We start from the raw sequence: 23101 nt of genomic DNA on the forward strand, positions 1-23101 counted from the left end.
TCTTGAAATGGAGGCAACCCTACCAGCCACACCCCGGCACACAATGTTCCCGCTGTGGCTGCTTCCTTCCGGATCTGACCAGGTTCACGGGTAATCGTTGCGGGGAACCGGCAGGGCCACCATAACGCTGCTCACCTTGCAGTGAGCCGGCGCCATTGTACCGGCTTGCGGCGAACTTACAACTGCTTCAAGCACTTAGCGCTAATGCCAGCGACTAGACGCGAAAGCGCCCCACCAATCGGGCAAGGTCGTTGGACAGCTCGGACAAGCGCTGGCTGGCCGCGGTGCTCTGTTGCGAGGTATGCGCTGCCTCGTTGGAAAGCTCGCGAATATCGCTGATGTTGCGGGCGATTTCCTCGGTAACGCTGCTCTGCTCCTCGCAGGCGGTGGCGATCTGCGCGGCCATGTCGTTGATGCGCTGCAGCGAATCTCCGGTATCGCTCAATGCCTGATCGACACCGGCAGCCTGTTCGACGCTTTCGCGCGCTTTGACGCTGCCCGCGTGGGTAGCTTTGACGGCATTCTGCACGCCGCCCTGTAAACGCTGAATCATCTCCTGGATGTCCTTGGTGGACTCCTGAGTGCGAGCGGCCAGTGCACGCACTTCATCAGCGACCACCGCAAAACCGCGACCCTGTTCGCCGGCACGGGCAGCTTCGATAGCGGCATTAAGGGCCAGCAGGTTGGTCTGTTCGGCGATGCCACGGATCACCGCCAGCACCTCACCGATCTTGCCTGCTTCCTGCTCGAGGGCCTGGATGCTGTCCGAGGCGCTTTCCACCTCGTGCGCCAGTTGCCGAATCGACTGGATGGTCGCCCCGACCACCCGCGCGCCGTCGCGGGACTGGGTTTCTGCGTTGCGTACCGCATCCGCCGCGCCTTGAGCACTGCGCGCCACTTCATGCACCGCGGCACTCATCTCGGTAGCCGCCGTGCTGACCTGATCCACCGCCGCATGCTCACTGTTGATCAGGCGATCATTCGCACTCGCCATGCCAGCCAGGCTCTGCGCAGAGCTTGCGACTTCCCCAGTCACGCGACCTACTTCGCTGATCAGCGGCTGCAGCTTGTCGAGAAAGCGGTTGAACGCCTGACTCAGGCGCCCCAGCTCATCGCGTGAGGTCACCTCCAGGCGCACCCGCAGATCCCCATCGCCATCGGCCAACTGCTCGATGCGGGTGAGCAATCGGTGCAGCGGCCGGGTGATAAGCGCAGGGAAACCGATGATCAGCAACAAGCAAACCAGCAACCCACAGATCACCACCGCTCCCTGCTGCAAGGCCAGGCGTTCGCCATGGGCAATGGCGGCAACGCCCAGCCCATTGGCGGCCTGATCCTCCAGCTCACCGAGCTTGTCGATCACATCACGCATGGCATCGAACTGCGCCTCGCTGTCACCAAAGCTGAGTCGCGACGCGGCAGCAGGATCGGTAGCAGCCAACTGCACGACCTGCGCAGCCGTGCGCTCCCAACTGGTAAAGGCACGTTCGAAATCCGCGACCAATCGCAGCGCCTCGTCGCCTGGCTGCATCTGCGCATAAGCCTTGACCCGGTCGGCGGCCTGCTTAACGTTGTCCACCTGTGACTTGCGAAGGTCAGCTACATGATTCTCAGCGACCTCGCCCAACAGGCTGCGCTCAGCGACCAATGCCTGGTAAAGGTCACGATCAGCATTGAGGAGCAGACTGACGCCCGGCAGATAGCGGTGGGTCAGGCGATTGCTGGAGTCGACGACCTGGCCGATGCCCCACATGCCCAGCGCGCCCATCAGCAGCAGTAACAGGGCCAGAAAGATGATCGGCAGAGCGATCTTCGAACGAAACCCGAGATCAGCGAGCAAGCGCAGCATGGCAACCCCCGAACAGCTATGGACTGGTTCTGGTACGTCGTTTCCAGCAGCATAGCTGCAATCCGCCTCACCGCGCAGGCACACAGCCAGCATCGCACCGCTCTCACCCGAAAACGCAGGTAAACCGAAAAACTGTGGCGGATGCCCGTAATTGAGCACTGCCACGGGAATTTACCGTGAGCAGGTAGGTCACAATGAAGCCTGATTGACCGGGAAAACCGCCCAGTCGATCGCCTATGATGCGCGGGCATTAATCAATGCCACACTTTTTCATCCCCAAGGAGCAACCACATGGCCATTACCAAAGACCAATTGATCGGTGACATCGCAGAAGCCATCGACACGCCGAAGACCACCGTCCGTGCGGCGCTTGATCAACTCAGCGAGATCGTCAGCGACGCCTTGGAAAATGGTGGTGAAATCACCCTGCCAGGTATCGGCAAACTGAAGGTCAGCGAGCGCCCTGCCCGCACCGGCCGCAACCCGCAGACTGGCAAAGCCATCGAAATCGCTGCCAAGAAAGTAGTGAAGTTCGTACCGGCCAAGGCCCTGACCGACGCGGTCAACTGATCTATCGGCGGGGCGTCACCAGGCGCCCCGCTGCATCCCCGCAACACGCCCCTCTCGATAAGACTGAACCCACGCCGACCTGTCGCCTCAAACGACGACATCCGTCAGACGCAGGTTCGCCATGCCCGCCGACCGCGAACTCACCTTCCGTGCACTGTTTTCAGGTGTGCTGCTTGGCGCCTTGCTGACGCCTTCGAATATCTATTCCGGCCTGAAGATCGGCTGGTCGTTCAACATGTCGATCATCGCCCTGCTGGTCAGCTACGGGATCTGGCAGAGCCTGGTGCGTTGGCGCCTGGGCACCGCCTGGAGCATGCGCGAAAGCAACATCAACCAGACCACGGCATCGGCTGCCGCGTCGATCATCTCCGGTGGGCTGGTCGCGCCGATACCGGCCTATACCCTGCTGACCGGCCAGCAACTGCCCACGCTGCCATTGGTGGCCTGGGTGTTCTCGGTGAGTTTTCTGGGTATCTGGGTGGCCTGGTACCTGCGCCGTAGCATGGTCGAAGACACGCGGCTGCGCTTTCCCGAAGCGGTCGCCACCCTGGAAACCATGCAGCAGGTCTACAACCATGGCCGTGACGCGCTGCAGCGTCTCTACGTGCTGGGCGCGGCGGCGTTGCTCGGCGGTCTGGTCAAGTGGGCCGATACGCTCCTGGCGCTACCGCGCTGGTCGCCATCGGCGAGCCTGGAACGGCTTACCTTCAGCCTCGACCCCTCTCCTCTGCTGATCGGCTTTGGCGGCATCATCGGTATTCGCGTCAGTCTTTCCCTGCTGCTCGGTGCAGTTATCGCCTGGGGTGGCCTGGCGCCCTGGTTGCTCGGCAGCGGCCTGGTGCCCATCGCAGAAGACGCCAGCGGCCCGCAATTCGGCCCCTTGGTGGAGTGGCTGTTGTGGCCCGGCGTGACATTGCTGGTGTGCGCCACGCTCACCTCCCTGGCGGTGCGTTACCGCATCAGCCGGCGCTTGGCCAAAGCGGTGCCCGACAGCAACAGCAGGCAGGCACCGGAAAAGCTGCCGTTGGTCATGCTCGCACTGGCATCACTGCTGGTGGTCACGTTGCAGGTACTGCTGTTCGATATCGACCCGCTGATGGCGCTGCTCAGCGTACCGCTGGCGGTCGCCCTCGCCTGCATGGCGGCGCGGGTGGTGGGTGCCACGGGTATTCCACCAATTGGCGCCACGGGCCAATTGTCCCAGCTGACCTTTGGCCTCATCGCTCCCGGGCAGGTCGGGGTTAATCTGATGGCCGCCAATACCGCTGGAGGTGCTGCCGGGCAATGCACCGATCTGCTCAATGACTTCCGGGTTGGCCATGCCATCGGTGCCAAACCCTACAACCAGCTGATCGCCCAGTGCCTGGGCATCTTCGTCGGCAGCATCGTCGGCGTGCTGGTCTATCAGATTCTGATTCCCGACCCGCAGGCCATGCTGATTACCGAGCAATGGCCCGCTCCGGCCGTGGCGACCTGGAAAGCGGTAGCCGAAGTGCTGGGCTACGGCCTCGACTCGATCGACAGCAGCATTCGCTGGGCCATGCTGGTCGGCGCCCTCTGCGGCGTGCTGTTCGGCATATTGGAAGCCAGCTTGCCCGTGCAATCGACCTTTGCCCGCCTGCTGCCGAGTTCGGCGGCATTCGGCCTGGCGTTCATCATCCCCGCCTCCATCTCGCTGATGATGGCACTGGGCGCCCTGCTCGCCTGGGTGATTCAGTCACGCTGGAGGAGCCTGGGCGAACGCTTCACCATCGCCGCAGCGGCCGGCCTGGTGGCCGGGGAAAGCATCGTCGGTGTTGGTGCGTCGTTCTGGATGATGTTTGCGGGTGGCTGAGGTTTGATGCCGGGATCGCCGGCTAGCCGGCTCGTAAACAAGCCATACACCGTAGGACCCCGCTTGCGGGCGAGAACGATTGCGGCCATCACGCAGAACCTAGGCATGACCGCCATTCGCCGGCAAGCCGGCTCCTACACGGTCGCGGCACCCTGCATCGTATTTGTAGGAGCCCCGCCCCCGGGGCGAATTGTGGGCATATCTCGGTAGCGAGGTTACCCGAGCCATTCGCCGCGAGGTCGCGGCTCCTACAGTCCGTTACGCCACGCGCACGTTGGCCCGTAGCCTGGCGTTGAGCGAAGCGATACCCAGGGGCCTTCCCAGGTGTCGCTGCGCTCTACCCAGGCTACGAGAAGCAACGGATAAGGGTGATGGGGATTAGCTGTCGCTACGAAATCACTCGGTGCCGATGCCAAAATCCGCCAGCCTGGCGATAAAGGTCTGCTCATCGAGCACGGCAACGTTCAGCTCGGTAGCCTTGGCCAGTTTCGAGCCGGCACCGGGGCCGGCGACCACGCAGGTGGTCTTTGCCGATACCGAGCCAGCGACCTTGGCGCCCAGGGCTTCCAGCTTGTCCTTGGCGATATCGCGGCTCATCACTTCCAGACTGCCGGTGAGCACCCAGGTCTGGCCAGCCAGCGGCAGGCCTTCGACCACCTTTTTCTCGCTTTCCCAGTGCATGCCGAAATCACGCAATTGCGCTTCGATGGCGCGTGCGCGCTCGGCATTTTCCGCCTTGGCGAAGAACTCCCGCACCGATTGCTTGGCCTTCTCGTTGAGCCCCTTCATGGCACTCAGGTCGAGCCAGTCAGCAGCGATCACACCGTCGAGGCTCTTGAAGCGCTCGGCCAGGTTCTTCGCGCCGGTCACTGCAACGAAGGGAATATTCAGCTTGTCGAGCAGCCCGCCCAGCGTCGTGCTGGCCGCGAACTCAGCGGACAGTTCGCCCTGATCCTGAAGTTCCAGGCCACGCTCGAGAAGGTGCTTGATGACGGTCTGGTTGTGCTCGTCCTCGAAGAAGCTGTGAATCTCGTGGGCGACCTCCAGGCCAACATCCGGCAGGTAGGTCAGCACCTCGGGCAGCGCCTGGGTGACGCGTTCCAGCGAGCCCAGAGAGCGGGCTAGCACCTTGGCGGTTTCCTCGCCGACATCGGGAATGCCCAGCGCATAGATGAAGCGTGCCAGGCTCGGTCGCTTGCTGTCGGCGATGGCATCGAGCAGCTTGCGGCTGGACACCTCGGCGAAGCCTTCGAGACCAACGATCTGTTCGAACTGCAGGGTGTAGAGATCGGCTGGCGAGCCTACCAGGCCTTCGTCCACCAGTTGCTCGGCGCTTTTCTCACCCAGGCCTTCGATGTCCATGGCGCGACGCGAGACGAAATGGATGATCGCCTGCTTGAGCTGAGCCGCGCAGGCCAGGCGCCCAACGCAGCGATACACCGCACCCTCGCTGATCGTTTCACGGCCCTTGCTGCGCTTAATCAACTGGGTACGCTCCACCGCCGAGCCGCACACCGGGCATTGTTCAGGCACGGCGATCGGGCGGGCATTTTCAGGACGGCGCTCGGTGACGACCTGCATCACCTGCGGGATCACGTCCCCCGCGCGGCGGATGATCACCGTATCGCCGATCATCACACCGAGGCGCGCAACCTCGTCCATATTGTGCAGCGTTGCGTTGGAAACCGTCACCCCAGCCACCTTGACCGGCTTGAGACGCGCGACGGGCGTCACGGCACCGGTGCGGCCGACCTGGAATTCCACGTCGAGCAGCTCGGTCAGCTCCTCCATGGCGGGAAACTTGTGGGCGATGGCCCAGTGCGGGGTACGCGCGCGGAAGCCTAGCTGTTGCTGATCTTCGATGTTGTTGACCTTGAACACCACGCCGTCGATGTCATAGGCAAGGCCCATGCGCCGCTCACCGATATCGCGGTAATAGGCCAGGCAGTCTTCGACCCCCTTGGCCAGCTTCAACTCGGGGCTGATGGGAATGCCCCAGGTCTTCAGGCGCTGCAGCATGCCGACCTGAGTCGTGGCCGGCTCGGCGCTGTGCTGGCCAAGGCCATAGCAGCAGAACTCCAGCGGGCGGCTGGCGGTGATCTTCGAGTCCAGCTGGCGCAGGCTGCCAGCCGCGGCATTGCGCGGGTTGGCGAAAGTCTTGCCGCCAATCTCGGCCTGGCTGGCATTCAGTCGCTCAAAGCCTGCGCGGGAAATGAACACCTCACCACGCACCTCCAGCACATCCGGCCAGCCGCTGCCCTGCAACTTGAGTGGCACGTTGCGGATGGTGCGCACGTTGACGCTGATGTCTTCACCGGTGGTGCCATCCCCTCGGGTAGCGCCGCGCACCAGCTTGCCATCGCGATACAGCAGACTCACCGCCAGGCCGTCGAGCTTGGGCTCGCAGCTGTATTCGACGTCCACGCCACCACCGAACAGATCACCGCCCTGCAGACCAAGACCGCTCTGCACGCTGCGATCGAAAGCCCGCAGATCGTCTTCCTCGAAGGCGTTACCGAGGCTGAGCATCGGCACTTCATGCCGCACCTCACCAAAGGCGCTGAGCGCCTCGCCACCCACACGCTGGGTCGGCGAATCCGGCGTCACCAGCTCCGGGTGCTCGGTTTCGAGCGCTTGCAGCTCACGGAACAGTCGATCGTACTCGGCATCCGGCACGCTTGGCTCGTCGAGCACGTAATAGCGGTAGTTGTGCACATCCAGTTCGGTGCGCAGTTCGAGGATGCGTTGGGCGGAGTCTTTCATGCAGTAGTTCTCGACAAGGTACGGCGGCAGCGCAGAAATGAAAAACCCCAAGCCAAGCGCGTGGCTTGTAGCTTGGGGCTTGCAGCTAAAAGCTGCCGTTTAGCGTTTTTGCGTCAACAGTCGGCGCTCGTATTCGACGATGCGCTGACGGTAGTGTTCGATGGTTTGTGCGGTGAGCACACTGCGCTGATCGTCTTTCAGCTCGCCGTTGAGCTCGTGAGCCAGTTTGCGCGCCGCGGCGACCATCACGTCGAAGGCCTGCTTGGGATGACGCGGGCCTGGCAGGCCGAGGAAGAAGCTCACCGCACGGGTGCTGAAACCTTCGATGTCGTCCAGATCGAACGTGCCCGGCTTGAGCGCATTGGCCATGGAGAACAGCACTTCGCCATTGCCAGCCATGCTTTCGTGGCGGTGGAAGATGTCCATCTCGCCAAAACGCAGGCCACTTTCCAAAATGTTCTGCAGCAGTGCACGGACCTTTGAAGCCCTGCTCATCGCGGGAAATAACGTTGATAACCAGCACTTCGTCAACCGGCGCCTGATCCTTGCTCACGGTTTTGGCGGACAGGCTGTCGCGACCGCTGTCTTCGTCGCCGACTGGCGTCAGCAACATCGGCACTGGCTCGTCAGCGGCCAGATCCAGATCGCCCTGGCGCGGCTCGCCACGGCGACGGCTGTTAACGTCGCGCGCACTCAGCGAGGGCAGATCGTCCTCGTCCAGCGATGGCTCGTTATTGCGCTCGATCACCCGGGGTGGGCTGAGCAGGTCGGGATCACCGTCCTCATCAGGCAAGTTGGATACGCTGCGATCCAGCCGAAACTTCAGCTTGCCCTTGCCACCGCGCATCCGCCGCCACCCATCGAAGAGGATGCCTGTGATGACGATGATACCGATGATGATCAGCCACTCGCGTAGACCGAATTCCATGAAATGTCCTGACCCCTAAAGCAAAAATTGATGAAAAAAGGCGTCCTGGCCCGTCTTGATGACCTTGAAACGTGGCGCCAACTCCATGTTCTGAATGGCGTTTTCCCACGTGCAACAAAAGTGGGCGTTAAGCTAGCACGACGAAAGACAACTTTACACCGGCAAACACTGTAAAACCGCCGCTCTCGGCAGTTTTTACGCAACAGAATCTGTGTGGCGACGCCTCAGCTATCCACCATCGCCAACGCTTCCTCGACATCCACCGCCACCAGTCGCGAGCAACCGGGCTCGTGCATGGTCACGCCCATCAATTGATCGGCCATTTCCATGGCGATCTTATTGTGGGTGATGTAGATGAACTGCACGGTTGCCGACATCTCCTTGACCAGCCGCGCGTACCGCCCAACGTTGGCATCGTCCAGCGGTGCATCCACCTCGTCGAGCATGCAGAACGGAGCCGGATTGAGCTGGAAGATGGAAAATACTAGCGCCAACGCCGTCAATGCCTTCTCGCCGCCGGACAGCAAATGGATGGTGCTGTTCTTCTTGCCCGGCGGGCGCGCCATGATGGTCACCCCGGTATCGAGTAGATCTTCGCCGGTGAGTTCCAAATATGCGCTGCCGCCACCGAAAACTTTCGGGAAAAGCGCCTGCAGCCCGGCGTTGATCTGGTCGAAGGTTTCCTTGAAACGGTTGCGAGTTTCCCGGTCGATCTTGCGGATGACGTTTTCCAGGGTCTCCAACGCTTCGACCAGGTCGGCATTCTGAGCATCCAGATAGCGCTTGCGCTCGGATTGCTGCTGGTACTCCTCGATGGCCGCCAGGTTGATCGCGCCGAGGCGCTGGATACGTGCGGCCATCTGCTCCAGCGTCTGCTCCCAGGCGCTCTCGCTGGCACCTTCCGGCAAGCTGGCGAGCACGCCGTGCAGGTCGTAGCTGTCTTCCAGCAACTGATCCTGCAAGGCCTTGCGGCGCACGTTCAGCGACTGCCACTCCAGACGCTGCTGCTCCAGTTGGCCACGCAGCAACTGCGACTGCTGCTCGGCCTGGGTACGGCGCTTTTCGGCATCACGCAGCTCGCGATCGGCATCTTCAAGTGCCAGCCGTGCCAAACGCAGCTCTTCCTCGACACTCATGCGTCGCTCGAGCAGTTCCTCGAGTTTCATGCGCAGCTCTTCCAGCGGAGCTGCACCCTCTTCCAGATTCAGATCAAGCTGTTCGCGCTTTTCATGCAGGCGCTCGGATTGCAGTTCGAGGCGTTCGAGCGCCTGGCGAGTAGAGTCGTGCTGGGCGCGCAGCGAACCCAGCCGCACGGCCAACTGGTGAGCGTGATCCTTGTGCTGGCGGGCGTCCTGGCGCACCCGATCGAGCCGTTCGCGCAAGGCGTCGCGGCTGGCCAATAGGCTTTCGCGCTGCTCGTTGTCGAGGGCCATGCTGTCCAGCGCATCCTGCAGGTGCAGGCGCGATTCGCCGAGTTGCTCATGCTCCAGAGCACGCTGCTCGGCAAGCTCGTTTTGCTCGGCCTCGATACGCTGGCGACGCAGCAGCAGTTGTTCGGCTTTGGCCTGACCGGCAGATAGCTGAGCGTTCAGTTCGCTCAGACGACGCGCCAGATCCTGCAACTGGCGACGCTGCTGTTCGCGTAATTCTTCTTCATCACGCTGACGCTCGCGCAACGCCTGCAAGCGTTCATCGAGCAGCGCCAGTGCGGCCTCACGCTCTTCGCGCTCCAGGCCCAGGCTTTCCAGTTCCTGCCCACGCGCGAGCACGCCGCTCTGCGCCTCGCTGGCACGGCGTACGCGCAGAAAATGCCGACCGACCCAGTAACCGTCGCGGCTGACCAGGCTTTCACCAGAGGCCAGCCCGGCGCGCTCGGCCAGTGCCTGATCGAGGCTCTCGACCGGGCGCACGCGGCCCAGCCAGGGGGCCAGATCGACCGGCGATTCGATCTTGTCCAGGAGGCTGCCGGGAAGGCGCTGACCATCGCTGCCGGTCGACACCAGGCGCAGTTCGCCCTGGTTCAGGGAGGAAAAGTCCAGGCCGCTGAAATCGTCCTGCAGCACGGCCTGCAGGTCGGCGCCGAGCACGGTTTCCACGGCCAGTTCCCAGCCGGCTTCCACACGCAGACCTTCTGCCAAGCGTGGGCGCTTGTCCAGGCCATGTTCGCGCAACCACTCTGCCGCGCCGGTGCCGGGGTCCAGCGCAGCCTGTTGCAGCGCTTCCAGAGAAGCCAGGCGGCCATTCAGGCGCTGCAGTTCACCCTGAGCCTGCTGCTGGGCCTGGCCTGCCTGCTGAAGGTCTTCGCGGAGCTGTTGCAGACCGTCTGCCTGCTCGGCTTCCTGCTCCTGCAACTGTTGCAGATCCAGTTCACCGACGGCGATCTGCTCGCCCAACTCGATGATCGCCGCATCTTCGGGGTCGGCGGCCAACTGCTGCAGCTCGTCGACCAGGCGGCGCTGGCGCTCGCTGAGGCGTTCCAGGCTGTGTTCCAGCTGCTGGATGCGCGACTGCTGCACTTCCGCCTGGCGACGGGGCTCGGCGCTGCGCTGATTGAAGCCGTCCCACTGTTCCTGCCAGCCGTGCATGCCAGCTTCAGCTTCTTCCAGAGCGACGGCAGACTCTTCGGCTGCGGCGGCAGTAATTTCCTGCTCCGGCTCGAGCATGGCCAGTTCTTCGCCCAAGGTCGCCAGTAAAGTGCGGTCATGGCCCAGGTGCGATTCGGTTTCCAGGCGCGTGCGCTCGGCTTCGCGCAGGTCGTCCTGTAACTGGCGCAGGCGCTGCTGGCCGTGCTGAATGCTCTGCTCGACACGGGCAATATCGCCGCCCACCGAATAGAAACGCCCCTGCACCAGGTTGAAACCTTCGGATAGTTCGTGATGACCGTCACGCAGGCGTTCAATGCTGGCGTCAGCATTGCGCTGCTCGGCAACCAGAGCCTCGAAACCAACTTCCTGGTTGCCGATCACCGCTTCGCGCTGGCCAACCTGTTCGTTCAACGCCTGCCAGCGCAACGCGGTGAGCTGGGCTTTGAGCTGGCGCTCTTCGGCTTTGTATTCCTGATACTTTTCTGCCGCCTGGGCCTGGCGATGCAAGCGTTCGAGCTGCCGTTCCAGCTCATCGCGCAGGTCGCTCAGACGCGCCAGGTTTTCGTGGGTACGGCGGATGCGGTTCTCGGTCTCGCGGCGGCGCTCCTTGTACTTGGAGATGCCCGCGGCTTCCTCGATGAAATTGCGCAACTCTTCCGGCTTGGCCTCGATCAGCTTGCTGATCATGCCCTGCTCGATGATCGAGTAGCTGCGCGGCCCCAGGCCGGTGCCGAGGAAGATGTCGGTGATGTCGCGACGGCGGCACTTCACGCCGTTGAGGAAATAGGTGTTCTGGCTGTCGCGGGTCACCCGGCGGCGAATGGAGATTTCCGCGAAGGCCGCGTACTCGCCGGTCAGGGTGCCGTCGGAGTTGTCGAAGATCAGCTCGATGCTGGCCTGGGTCACCGGTTTGCGGGTGTTGGAGCCGTTGAAGATGACGTCGGTCATCGACTCGCCACGCAGGTTCTTCGCCGAGCTCTCGCCCATCACCCAGCGCACGGCATCGATGATATTGGACTTGCCGCAACCGTTTGGCCCGACGACCGCCGCCATGTTGCTCGGGAAATTCACCGTGGTCGGGTCGACGAAGGACTTGAAGCCCGCCAGCTTTATGGACTTCAGGCGCATGCTGGCAAGCCCGCCGTCACGGCAACCAAACAGAGGATCAAGTCAGCGGCGCACAGCGTCATGTAAGTCCTTGAGGCGCAATGCTTTCGAGTGCGTAAAACTGGCCAATCGCCAGAAGGGCCGGGGAGTTTAGCACAGCAGCGCAGGTTGGCTGCGTGCTTGCCCATACATATACGGAACGCCCCATCACCGGCAGCGATCCAATCGCCAAACCAGTGACATTGTCCGGGCGCCCGCCTTGGCTTTCCATCCCCTCCTCGCGAGATTCATCATGCCGACATACGCATGCGCAGCCAAACTGGATCGTTTGAATTTCTTCCTGGCTGATGTACGCGACGGGCTGGGGCCTTACCTGGCGATCTACCTGTTGTCGGTGCATGACTGGAAGGCAGGCGACATCGGCCTGGTAATGGCGCTCGGCGGGCTGGCCGGACTGGCCTCGCAGATACCAGCTGGCGCGCTGGTCGACTGGGCCAAAGACAAGCGCGTGCTGATCGTCATGGCGGCGGCATTGGTGACGCTGTCCTGCCTGGTAGCGCTGTGGCAACCGGGTTTTACCTGGATCGTCATCAGCCAGGTGGCAGCCGGCATGGCCTCCTCGGTTTTTGCCCCCGCGCTGGCCGGCATCACCCTGGGTATCGTCGGCCCGAAAGCGTTTACCCGGCGCATAGCCCGCAACGAATCCTTCAACCATGCAGGCAATGCCACTGCGGCCCTGCTCGCCGGTGCCTTCGCCTACCTATGGGGCCCAGCGGCGGTGTTTTACCTGATGACCGGCATGGCACTGCTGAGCATGATTTCGGCCCTCGGCATTCCTCCAAACGCCATCGATGCCGACCAGGCACGCGGACGGCAAGCCGGCGCAGCGCTAACCCCCTTGCGCCACTTGCTGAGCCAGCCACCGCTGGTTCTACTGGCGCTGAGCTGCGCCCTGTTCCATCTGGCGAACGCCGCCATGCTGCCCTTGGTCGGTCAGAAACTGGCCCTGGCCAACCCGGATCTGGCCACCACGCTTATCTCGGCCTGCATCGTCGCCGCCCAGCTGGTGATGATCCCTGCTGCCATGCTGGTCGGTGCCCGCGCTGACAGCTGGGGCCGCAAGCCGCTGCTGATGGCCGGTTTTCTGATCCTGCCGATCCGTGGCGTGCTGTACACGCTCAGCGATGACCCGATCTGGCTGGTCTCGGTACAACTGCTCGACGGCATCGGTGCAGGGCTGTTCGGCGCGCTCATCCCTCTTATGGTGCGCGATCTGACCCAGGGCAGCGGCCACTTCAACATCAGCCTGACCGCGGTGAGCCTAGTGTTCGGCATCGGCGCGGCGCTGAGCAACGGCCTGGCCGGCTACGTGGCAGAAGCTGGCGGGTACGACAGCGCCTTTCTGGTGCTTGCGGCGGTTGCCGGCTGTGCAGCCCTGCTGCTGATGTTCCTGCCGGAAACACTGCGTAAGGCCGAGTCGGCGACGCAATCGGTGGATCTATCCCCGCGCGCGGCGTCCTGAGCCCGCCTCCGCCGACATTCTTGTCGGCGGAGGCGTTGTCCCGCAAAATCCCCTTTCACCCCGGCGAGCGCCCCCGCTCAGTACGCTCGGCCCTGCAGGCTTTCGCCTGCGCGCGATGCCAAGCCCTGCTCCACCAGATTGCAATCGAGGCCCCATGTCCAACGTCACCCACGCCTACCGCGGCGCCATTCTGCACAGCCTGGCCGATCCGGCCGAAGTCGGTATCGAGGCGTCCTACGCCCACTTCGAGGACGGTATTCTGCTGGTGGAAGACGGCAAGATCAGCGAGGTTGGCCATGCTGCCGATCTGTTGCCGCGTCTGGCTGACGTTGCGCTGACCCATTATGAAAACGCGCTGATTACTCCCGGCTTTATCGATACCCATATCCACTATCCGCAGACCGGAATGATCGGCGCCTATGGTGAGCAACTGCTCGACTGGCTGAACACCTACACCTTTCCTACGGAAATGCGCTTCGCCGACAAGGCCCACGCCGATGAGGTGGCGGGCGTGTTCCTAAAAGAGCTGCTGCGCAACGGCACCACTACCGCACTGGTATTCGGCAGCGTGCACAAGCAATCGGTGGATGCACTCTTCGAAGCGGCACAAGCGCTGAACCTGCGCATGATCGCCGGCAAGGTGCTGATGGATCGCAATGCCCCCGAGGCGCTGACCGATACCGTCGAGTCAGGCTATGCCGACAGCCGTGAACTGATCGAACGCTGGCACGGCAAAGGCCGTCTGCACTATGCGGTGACGCCGCGCTTCGCGCCGACCAGCACGCCGGAACAACTGGCCATGGCCGGGCGCCTGCTGCGCGAATACCCGGATCTGTATCTGCACACCCACCTCTCGGAGAATCGCCAGGAGATCGAGTGGGTCAAGGAACTGTTTCCGGAAAACAGCGGCTACCTGGATGTCTACGACAAGCACCAATTGACCGGGCCGCGCTCGGTATTCGCTCACTCGGTGCATCTGTGCGACGCGGAATGCGAGCGTCTGGCGCAAACCGGCTCGGCGGTCGCCTTCTGCCCGACCTCCAACCTGTTTCTCGGCAGCGGCCTGTTCGACTTGCGGCGCATGGAACAGCACAAGGTACGCGTCGGCCTGGGCACCGACATCGGCGCCGGCACCAGCTTTTCGCAGCTGCGTTCGCTGAGCGAGGCGTACAAAATCATGCAGTTGCAGGGGCAGAAGCTCGACCCGTTCAAGTCGCTGTACCTGGCGACGCTGGGCAGCGCCCGGGCGCTGTATCTGGACGAGCGCATCGGCAACTTCGCAACAGGCAAGGAAGCGGATTTCGTGGTGCTCGATTACCAGGCCACGCCGCTGATCGACTACCGCCTCAAGCAGAGCAACACCTTGGCCGAACGGTTGTTCGCCCTGATTACCCTGGGTGACGACCGGGTAATCAAGGAAACCTTCGCCGCCGGGCAGAGCGTGCACAGCCGCGATAGCTGATTGCGAGCTCCGGCGTTAGGCGGAAAGCATCGCCGGCAAACCGGCTCCTACGCGATCGCATGGACTGTAGGAGCCCGCTTGCGGGCGATGCGACCGCAGGTGTTCAGCTAGCTTGGCAGCATGGCCGCCAATCGCCGGCAAGCCGGCTCCTACGGGGCAGTGACGTAATCCTGGGAAGGACTACGCACCGATCACCGATACCGGGTAGATGGCGGTGAAGGCGCCGTCGTCCACGCTCAGGGTTCGGCAATCGACGCCGTATACGGCCGCCAAATGCGCCGGGGTGAGCATTTCTTCGGTGGTGCCGCAGCCGTGTACACGGCCGTCGCGGATCATCAGTGCATCGTCGGCATAGCGGCTGGCCAGGTTCATGTCGTGGAAGATCGCCAGGGTGACGATGCCTTCGCGGCGGGTGTAGGCGCTCACCGCGTCGAGCATGTGCAGCTGGTTGGCCAGATCCAGCGCCGAGGTCGGTTCGTCGAGCAGCAGCAGGCGCGGGCTACGCACCAAGGCCAGGGCCAGGGAGATCATCTGCCGCTCGCCACCCGATAACTGCCCCGGCTGCTGCTCGGCGAAACGTTGCAGGCCCAGCAGCTCGAGCACTTCACTGGCCCGTCGCTGGCTGTCCCGCTGGGTGGCCCAGCCGCGTGCACCGCCGTGCTGAGCCAGAAGCAGCAGCTCGTAGGTAGACAGGCGCACGTCGAGGTGGGTCAGATCCTGGGCCACGTAACCAATCAGCCGCGCCCGTAGCGCCGGCTCCAGACCGATCAGTTGCGTGCCATCGATGGTCGCCGAGCCTTCGGCACGCAGCAGACCGCACAGACCTTTCATGAACGTCGACTTGCCCGCACCGTTGGCCCCGAGCAGGGCCAGGGTACGGCCCGCTTCGGCACGTACGGCGAAGTCGTGGATGATCGGCCGGCCGCCAAGGGAAACACGGTAATCCTGACTGACAAAACTCATCGGGACGTCAGCCTCCGGTCACGCAAGATCAGAATGATGAAAAACGGCAGGCCGATCAGCGAGGTAACCATGCCGATCGGCAGCACGGCGCCAGGCACGATCAGCTTGCTCGCCAAGGACGCCAGGGTGACGAAGATGATGCCGCAGGCCAGCGTCACGCCGATGGTGAAGCGCTGATCCTCGCCGACCAGCAAGCGCGCCACATGGGGAGCGACCAGGCCGACGAAACCGATGATGCCGACCACCGAGGTCACGGCACCAGCCAGTAGCGCCGCCAGCACCAGCATCAAGGTGCGCACGCGCTTGACGCGAATCCCGAACACCACCGCCTGCTCGCCGAAGCTACGCAAGGCAGTCAGTGCCCAGGCCTGCATCAGCACCAACGGTAACGCCACCAGCGCGATGGCAGCGCACAACGCGACCTTGCTCCAGGTCACGTGCAGCAAAGAGCCCATTAGCCAGAACACGATGCTCTGCAACTGATCGACGCTGGATACGTACTGCACCAGACCAAGCAGCGAGCTGAACACGAAATGCACCGCAATACCCAGCAGGGTGATGGCCTGCAGACCGATCTGCCCGCGGGTCAGCAGCAGGATCACGCCGACGGTGAGTAACGAGAACAGGAAGGCGTTGGCCGTCACCACCATCTCGGCACCGAAACCCGGCAGCCATTGCGCCAGGGACAGGTTGAAGGTCAGCGCCAGCGCTGCGCCGAACCCGGCAGCCGAAGAAATGCCCAGGGTGAAAGGCTCGGCCAGCGGGTTGTCGAGCACCGTCTGCATGATCAGCCCGGCCAGCGCCAGGCAGGTGCCGGCCAGCACCGCCATCAGCGTCATCGGCATGCGCAGTTCCCAGAGAATGACCCGCGTGGAGGCGTCCACTCGATCCGGGGTGAACAGGCCTTGCACCGCATCGGCGAAACTCAGCGTGCCCGAGCCCACCACCAGATCGGCGATGAAGGCGACCAGCGCCACCAGCAACAGGCCCACGAGCAGCAGGCTGCGCTGCCAGACTGCCTTGGCATAACGCTGCTGATAACCGTCGGCAGGCAGCTCGCCCACGGCAGAATCACTCACCGGCAGGCGCCTGACCGAAGAGGATCGCCGGCACTTGGCCAAGGCCAGTCATGCCCAGCAAGGTGCGGGTGCTCGCCGCCGGGTCGAGCCGTTCGGCAGCCTGCGGATAGAAAGCCTGGGCCAGGTACTCGACGGACAGGATGTTCCAGCTGCTGGCGTAAAACTGGTGGTAGACGCCGTACACGCGGTTTTGCTGAGTGGCCTGCAACTGGGCCATGCCCGGACGCTGCAGCAGACGCTGCAGGGAACTGTCGATGGCGGCCTGATCGACCGTAGGGCCGAAGCCGAACGGTGGCGAGATCGAGGTGTTGCCCGGGAACTGGGTGCCGCTCATCACGTAGACGTCGGGCTTCTTGCTGATCACCGTTTCCAGTGTCACGTCACCGGTGGCGCCGGGCAGCAACTGGCTACCCAGGTTGTCACCGCCAGCGGCCTGTACCAGCTTGCCCCAGTACACGTCGCCATGGGTGAAGCAGCAACTGGTGGCGCCGCCCTGCCCGGCCTTGGCTTCGACGAACACCAGCGGGCGCTTACCCTGCTCGGTGATCAGGCGATCAACCAGCGCCAGCCGCGCTTTGTAGAAATCCAGATACTCGGTGGCACGGGCTTCACGGTCGAGCACCTTGCCGAGCAGCGCCACGCTGCGCTGGCTATTGGTGACCGGATCGAGATCGCTGTCGATGTAGATCACCGGAATTTTCAGCGCCGAGAGTTTGCGTTCGACACCCGCACCTTCAAGGGATTTGCGTGCGCGCAGCTGGAACACCAGCAGATCCGGCTTGCCGGCGACCACGGCTTCCAGGTTCATGTCACCGTCGTCACCGAACTGCATGTCCACGGCTTGCCCGGAACTCTTTGGCCATTGCTTCTGGAAAACCTGCCAGGTGTTGGGATCGGATCGCTTGATGATGTTGTTCCACACCGCGATGCGCTTGAAGGGATCTTCACGGTCGAGCAATGCCAGGCTGAACAGGTCGCGGCCGTCCTGCAGCACGATGCGCTGGGGTTCGTGCTCGATGGTCACCTGGCGGCCGGCGAGATCGGTCACGGTGAGCGGATAGTCGGTGGCATGCGCAGCGGCACTGAGCAGCAGGCAGAGAGCGGCCGTGAGACGGACGAGAGGCGCGGGGATTTTCATGGAGGGACAAACCTTTTACTGCGCGATGGAGCAGGCGGTGAACGCCAGCAGCGGGAAAACGGAAATATAGCGTAACAAAGGCTCAGGCCAGCGTCATTAAGAACTATTCTCGATGAACACATTGGTCGTCATTGCGCTGCTAGCTGTACCTGTCGACCGCCACCTGGCTGAGGTACTGTTTCCTGCAAGCGCCGGAACATCCGGCCTGACTTGCCGAGACCGACAATGCCTTTGGAAACCTGGCTGCTGTTCAGCGGCGCCGCCCTGCTGGTGATCATCATTCCTGGCCCGCTGTCACTGCTGATGGTCAGCAATAGCCTCAATCACGGCCTGCGCCGTTCAGTGCCGTCCATCACCGGTGGCTTGCTGGCATCCATCTGCCTGCTGAGTGCTTCATCGCTCGGGCTGGGTGCCCTGCTGCTGGCATCGGAACAGGTATTCAGCCTGCTGAAGATCGTCGGCGCGCTGTACCTTTTCTATCTCGCCTGGCACAGCTGGCGGGCTTCCAGGGAGGCGGCTCAGCCGGTACGCGATGCCAGCGCACCGATAGCGCCATCGACCCGCGGGATGTTCTGGAAAGCTTTCGGCCTGGGCGCCAGCAACCCGAAGGACATCCTGTTCTTTGCTGCCTTTCTGCCGCAGTTCATCAGCGCATCGCAGCCGCTGTTCGATCAGTTGCTGGTGTTGATCGCCACCTGGGCGACGCTGGATCTGGCCTGCAAACTGTTCTACGCCCTGAGTGCACGAGGGGCAGCCCGTTATTTGCGCAGCGGCCAGGGTCAGGTGTGGTTCAACCGAGTCAGTGCCGGGTTGTTCGGGGCAGCAGGAAGCGCGGCGCTGCTGAGTCGCTGAGCACTTTCGATCAGGTCGCCGGAATGGCGGGCATAAAAAAGGATGCCCGGGGGCATCCTTCTTTCAACGACTGCAGATCAGCTGGCGCGTGCGGCATCACGCAGCGACTTGACCTGATCGTGGTTGCGCTGCACACCTTGCAGCTGCTTTTCCAGAACGCTGCGCACGTTGGCTGGCAGGTCTTTCTCCAGCGCTTCACGGTAGTTCTTCAGCGCCACGTCTTCGCCGCGCTCGCACTCGTTGAGGATGGCTTCTTCGCTCTTGCCAGTGACCAGCGACTTCAGGTCGACCCAGCCACGGTGCAGGGCACCCGCCACGCTCGAACTGGTTTCCGGATCACCGCCCAAGCCACGAACCAGTTGCTGCAGCTCGGCAGCAGCAGTGGCGCAGTCGTGCGAACGTTGGGTGAAGAAGCTTTTGAGACGCGGCTCTTTCACGTCCTCGGCACACTCGCTGAAGCCCTTCTCACCATCTTTGCTGGTTTCGATCAGGTCGTTCAGTACCGAAATAACGTCTTTGTTATCCACTTTGAATCTCCTCGTAGCTTCAGAAATTAGCCCTGTATGGGCCGCTCCCTTAAGTGGAGTGAGCGCTCGTTGCGGAGGTTCAGGGCAATTTCCAGCGGGGTGCATCGACTGGCATCGAGCAGCTGCAAGCAAAGGCCCGTGCGGCCTGGGCGCGAACCGCTCGTCTGGAGGGCAGGTTCTCAGCCGCCGGTCATGCTCATGAAACGAATCACCTGCACCTGCTCATCGGTCTCGAAGTGGTGGCGTTCAGGCTTGAGCTGCAGGGCCTCGAGCAGCGCGTCGCGCAGCCGCTCGCTGTTGCCGGGGTGGGCGCGCATCAAGGTGCGCAGATCCAGGGCATTGTCATGCCCCAGGCAGAGCACCAGCTTGCCCTCGGCGGTAACCCGCACGCGGTTGCAGTCGCCGCAGAAGTTGTTGCTGTGCGGCGAAATGAACCCGACCCGAGTATCGCTACCGCTGACCTGCCAGTAACGCGACGGGCCGCCGGTGACATGGCTGCTGCGTACCAGCGAGTAACGCTCTTCGATGCGCTCGCGCACCACCTCGCTGGAGCAGAAGGTCTGCTCACGCTGATGGCTGACCACGCTGCCCAGGGGCATCTCTTCGATGAAGCTGATGTCCAGGCCGCGGGCCATGGCGTACTCGACCAGGCCAAGCACTTCGTCATCATTGCGCCCTGTCTGCACCACGCTGTTCAGCTTGATGCGCTTGAAGCCCGCGGCCACCGCGGCGTCGATGCCGGCCAGTACCTGATCGAGCATGTCACGACGAGTAAAGCCGGCGAAGCGCTCGCGCTGCAGGGAGTCGAGGCTGACGTTGAGGCGGGTGACGCCGGCCGCACGCAGGTCGCCCGCCATGTGCGAAAGCTGCGAACCATTGGTAGTGATCGATAGATCCTCAAGCTCCGGGCGCTCGCCAAGGCGACGCAACAGGCTGAGCAGATTCTTGCGCACCAGCGGTTCGCCGCCCGTGATGCGGATGCGTTTGACACCCAGGCCGATGAACGCGTCGGCCACGGTGTACAGCTCCTCCAGGGTGAGGATCTGCGCACGCGGGGCGAAGACCATGTCTTCGCTCATGCAGTAGGTGCAGCGAAAATCGCAGCGATCGGTCACCGAGAGTCGCAGGTAGGTAATGCGCCGGCCGAAGGGATCGACCAACTGCGTCGTGTTCATGCGTCCCATCTCCCGGCCCTTGGGCCAGTTATTCATGGCTGCCACGGGAATGGCAGTGCGCAGCAAACCTAAGGCTGCAAGAAGGTGCCTAGTTTACCACGCCTACCGGGCCACCGCGCCGATCACAGGTTCACGAACTGACGGGCCGGATAACTATATATCCACGTATCCCGCGGCATAACAAACTGCACTAAAGCAGCTCGGGAAATTTGCTGAAACAGCTGCACCTGACCCTCGAGCGCTCAGGGCCCTCCAAGCTGGACACCGTGCAGATGGAACGAGATCAAAACAATGAGTGAAAGCAAACAAACCCACGGTGCGGTTATCGCCGCACGTATCGGCCTATTCCTCGGCCCCGTTTTGCTGTTGGCCTGCCTATTCAGCGGACCACCGTCCGGCCTGAACCAGGAAGCCTGGATGACCGTCGGCCTTGTTGGCTTGATGGGTACCTGGTGGGCCACCGAGGCGATTCCCATCCCGGCCACCGCTCTGCTACCGATTCCGCTGATTCCGTTACTGGGCATTGGCAGCACGCAAGAAGCCACATCACCATATGCCAACCCGACCATATTCCTGTTTCTCGGCGGCTTTCTACTGGGCCTAGGCATGCAGCGCTGGAACCTGCACAAACGCTTGGCGCTGCGTACGCTGGCAGCGGTGGGCAACCAGCCGGCACGCCAAGTTGGCGGGTTCATGTTGGCCACGGCACTGGTGGCCATGTGGGTCAGCAATACCGCCACGGCAATCATGATGCTGCCCATCGGCATGTCCGTCATCGCCATGCTCACGCAGCAGGGTGACGAACGCGAGCATGAGCGGTTCGCCACGGCGCTACTCCTGGGGATTGCCTACGCAGCCAGCATCGGCGGCATCTCCACGCTGATCGGCACACCACCCAATGCGCTGCTGGCGGCGTTCCTGAGCGAGAACCATGACGTGCAGATTGGCTTCGGCCAGTGGATGCTGATCGGCGTACCCGTAGCGACCTGCGTACTGCTCTTCACCTGGTGGTGGCTGACCCGCGGTGGCTTCAACCTGGAAGGCGACAGCCGCTCGGTGCTGGACAAGGAGCTGAGCGAGCTGGGTGCCTGGTCTGCGGGAGAGAAGCGCGTGGCTCTGGTATTCGCGTGCACGGCTGCCGCCTGGGTCACCCAGCCGCTGCTCTCGCAGTATGTCGAGGTCATCGACGACACCCTTATCGGTATGATTGGGGCCGTATCGCTATTTTTGATTCCCGCTCAGCGCGAAGGATCGAAGCGTATTTTCCTGATGGACTGGGAAACAGCCAATAAGGTGCCTTGGGGCATTCTGCTGCTGTTCGGCGGCGGCTTGTCGCTGGCCGCAGCAATCACTTCGACAGGTCTGGCGACCTGGATCGGTGAAGGCCTGAAAAATATTGGCACGCTGCATCTACTGCTGATCATCGGTGTGGTCACGCTGATCATCAACCTGCTGACTGAAATAGCCTCCAATACCGCCACAGCTGCCGCATTCCTGCCACTGGTCGCTGCGCTGGCAGTCTCTCAGGGGTTACCACCGGAACTGCTGGCTATACCGGCCACCATTGCGGCCAGTTGCGCATTCATGATGCCCGTCGCGACACCACCCAACGCCTTGGTATTTGGCACAGGGATGATACGCATCCAGTCGATGATCAAGACCGGTTTCGTTATCAACCTGTTCAGCGTGGTCATTGTGACCACGCTTTGCTATCTGCTGATTGGGCTGATCTGGAGCCACTGACAGCCAGGGCAGAGCCTCAGCCGCGCTCAGTAGGCGCCGAGGTCAGCTCGAAGGGGCTGTTGCTGCGCCGCTGGTTGCGATCTTCGCGCGGCGTGGCGCCAAAGAAGTTGCGGTAGGCGCTGGAGAAATGCGGCCCCGAGGAGAAACCGCAAGACAAGCCAATCTGAATGATCGATTTGCTGGTCTGCATCAGCAGTTGCCGCGCCTTGTTCAGGCGCAGCTCCAGGTAATACTGGCTGGGTACGCGATTGAGGTACTGCTTGAAGATGCGCTCGAGCTGCCGACGCGACACGCACACATGCTGGGCAATTTCGTCGGTGGTCAGCGGCTCCTCGATATTGGCCTCCATCAGCAGCACCGCCTGGGTGAGCTTGGGGTGGCTGGAGCCAAGGCGATTCTGCAACGGAATGCGCTGACGCTCCCCGCCCTCACGGATGCGCTCGACCACCAGCTCTTCAGACACCGCACCGGCCAGCTCGGCACCGTGATCACGGGCCAGCAGGGCCAGCAGCATGTCCATCACCGCCATGCCGCCGCAGGCGGTGAGGCGATCACGATCCCAATCGAACAGGTGGCTGGTGGCAATCACCTTGGGAAAGCGCTCGGCAAAGTCGTCCTGCCAACGCCAGTGCACCGACGCGCGATAACCGTCGAGCAAGCCGAGTTGCGCAAGCGGATAAACCCCCGCAGACACTGCGCCGATACAGCAGCCATTGCGCGCCACTTGCTTGAGGGCTGCAGCTAACGCCGGTGCTACGGCAGCCGGCGGCTCATCGGCAAGCAGGAACAACTTGCGATAACCGTCCAAATTGCCGACCCAAGGGCTGCCCGGCAGGCGCCAGGCGCCCTCGACAGGCTCTTCGGCCTGCAGGAACGACACCTCGTAAACCACTTCCGGATGGACGCGCTGAGCGACGCTCAGGGCCTCTTCCGCCAGCGCCAGAGTCAAAGGCTTGGTGGAAGGCCAAAGCAGGAAGCCGATTCGGTGGGCAGTCATGATGGGC

At 62.7% G+C, this 23101-nt stretch carries 15 protein-coding genes, 1 other RNA gene and 1 pseudogene; 6 read left to right on the forward strand and 11 right to left on the reverse strand.

The features are described 5' to 3' along the window. Positions 1 to 17: 17 nt before the first annotated feature. Together ffs and ACZ0AI_RS07640 are read right to left on the reverse strand one after the other, a co-directional pair. Positions 18 to 113: signal recognition particle sRNA small type (gene ffs / locus ACZ0AI_RS07635), an RNA gene on the reverse strand. A gap of 101 nt (positions 114 to 214) precedes the next feature. Continuing rightward, positions 215 to 1849, reverse strand: a complete 1635-nt coding sequence (locus ACZ0AI_RS07640; RefSeq protein ID WP_463565229.1) for a methyl-accepting chemotaxis protein — start codon at positions 1847 to 1849, stop codon at positions 215 to 217. A 291-nt stretch (positions 1850 to 2140) separates the two neighbouring features. Here ACZ0AI_RS07640 and ACZ0AI_RS07645 point away from each other — a divergent pair, with 291 nt between their 5' ends. Together ACZ0AI_RS07645 and ACZ0AI_RS07650 are read left to right on the forward strand one after the other, a co-directional pair. Beyond that, positions 2141 to 2419, forward strand: coding sequence for an HU family DNA-binding protein (locus tag ACZ0AI_RS07645; protein ID WP_013791713.1), 279 nt, complete (start codon positions 2141 to 2143; stop codon positions 2417 to 2419). Between the two features lie 121 nt (positions 2420 to 2540). Continuing rightward, a complete protein-coding gene (locus ACZ0AI_RS07650) occupies positions 2541 to 4253 on the forward strand; it encodes an OPT family oligopeptide transporter (RefSeq protein WP_463565230.1) in 1713 nt (570 codons plus the stop codon). Between the two features lie 396 nt (positions 4254 to 4649). Here ACZ0AI_RS07650 and ligA read toward each other — a convergent pair whose 3' ends face one another. From ligA to smc, 3 genes and pseudogenes are all read right to left on the reverse strand, one after another. Then, the gene (gene ligA / locus ACZ0AI_RS07655) at positions 4650 to 7016 is read right to left on the reverse strand and encodes an NAD-dependent DNA ligase LigA (RefSeq protein WP_463565231.1); all 2367 of its coding nucleotides are present in this window, start codon (positions 7014 to 7016) and stop codon (positions 4650 to 4652) included. A 99-nt stretch (positions 7017 to 7115) separates the two neighbouring features. After that, positions 7116 to 7944, reverse strand: a pseudogene (zipA, locus tag ACZ0AI_RS07660) (cell division protein ZipA). 224 nt (positions 7945 to 8168) lie between these two features. After that, positions 8169 to 11657 carry a chromosome segregation protein SMC gene (gene smc, locus ACZ0AI_RS07665; protein WP_463565233.1) on the reverse strand — a complete coding sequence of 1163 codons (3489 nt, stop codon included), beginning with the start codon at positions 11655 to 11657 and terminating at the stop codon, positions 8169 to 8171. Between the two features lie 271 nt (positions 11658 to 11928). Between smc and ACZ0AI_RS07670 the strand changes: the two genes are divergently transcribed. Then, positions 11929 to 13158 (forward strand): MFS transporter, encoded by a 1230-nt coding sequence (locus ACZ0AI_RS07670; protein ID WP_463565234.1) that lies wholly within the window; start codon positions 11929 to 11931, stop codon positions 13156 to 13158. Positions 13159 to 13312: 154 nt separating this feature from the next. Then, the gene (gene guaD / locus ACZ0AI_RS07675; RefSeq protein WP_463565235.1) at positions 13313 to 14620 is read left to right on the forward strand and encodes a guanine deaminase; all 1308 of its coding nucleotides are present in this window, start codon (positions 13313 to 13315) and stop codon (positions 14618 to 14620) included. Positions 14621 to 14800: 180 nt separating this feature from the next. Here the strand turns inward: guaD and ACZ0AI_RS07680 are convergent, their stop codons facing one another. From ACZ0AI_RS07680 to ACZ0AI_RS07690, 3 genes are read right to left on the reverse strand one after another with little or no spacing between them, the layout of a single operon-like run. Next, on the reverse strand, positions 14801 to 15583 hold the full coding sequence (locus ACZ0AI_RS07680; RefSeq protein ID WP_463565236.1) for an ABC transporter ATP-binding protein: 783 nt from the start codon (positions 15581 to 15583) through the stop codon (positions 14801 to 14803). Further along, positions 15580 to 16662: a FecCD family ABC transporter permease gene (locus tag ACZ0AI_RS07685; protein ID WP_463565237.1), complete on the reverse strand. Its 1083-nt coding sequence runs from the start codon at positions 16660 to 16662 to the stop codon at positions 15580 to 15582. Before ACZ0AI_RS07685 ends, ACZ0AI_RS07680 begins: the two co-directional genes overlap by 4 nt. Next, positions 16655 to 17800 carry an ABC transporter substrate-binding protein gene (locus ACZ0AI_RS07690; protein WP_463565238.1) on the reverse strand — a complete coding sequence of 382 codons (1146 nt, stop codon included), beginning with the start codon at positions 17798 to 17800 and terminating at the stop codon, positions 16655 to 16657. The genes ACZ0AI_RS07685 and ACZ0AI_RS07690 overlap by 8 nt, the downstream gene beginning before the upstream one ends. Positions 17801 to 18025: 225 nt before the next feature. Between ACZ0AI_RS07690 and ACZ0AI_RS07695 the strand changes: the two genes are divergently transcribed. Continuing rightward, positions 18026 to 18652, forward strand: a complete 627-nt coding sequence (locus ACZ0AI_RS07695; protein WP_463565239.1) for a LysE family translocator — start codon at positions 18026 to 18028, stop codon at positions 18650 to 18652. Between the two features lie 77 nt (positions 18653 to 18729). On the opposite strand, the gene ACZ0AI_RS07700 is transcribed toward ACZ0AI_RS07695, so the two are convergent. Further along, on the reverse strand, positions 18730 to 19179 hold the full coding sequence (locus tag ACZ0AI_RS07700) for a PA2169 family four-helix-bundle protein (RefSeq protein WP_225832976.1): 450 nt from the start codon (positions 19177 to 19179) through the stop codon (positions 18730 to 18732). Between the two features lie 179 nt (positions 19180 to 19358). Then, positions 19359 to 20354, reverse strand: a complete 996-nt coding sequence (gene moaA, locus ACZ0AI_RS07705) for a GTP 3',8-cyclase MoaA (RefSeq protein ID WP_042553208.1) — start codon at positions 20352 to 20354, stop codon at positions 19359 to 19361. Between the two features lie 291 nt (positions 20355 to 20645). On the opposite strand from moaA, the gene ACZ0AI_RS07710 reads away from it, so the two are divergent. After that, positions 20646 to 22097, forward strand: a complete 1452-nt coding sequence (locus ACZ0AI_RS07710) for an SLC13 family permease (RefSeq protein ID WP_463565240.1) — start codon at positions 20646 to 20648, stop codon at positions 22095 to 22097. Positions 22098 to 22113: 16 nt separating this feature from the next. Here the strand turns inward: ACZ0AI_RS07710 and argR are convergent, their stop codons facing one another. Further along, complete coding sequence (argR, locus tag ACZ0AI_RS07715; RefSeq protein ID WP_463565241.1) at positions 22114 to 23094, reverse strand: transcriptional regulator ArgR; 981 nt, start codon at positions 23092 to 23094, stop codon at positions 22114 to 22116. Between the last annotated feature and the right edge of the window lie 7 nt (positions 23095 to 23101).

The sequence above is a fragment of the Pseudomonas sp. AC355 genome, from assembly GCF_979258205.1.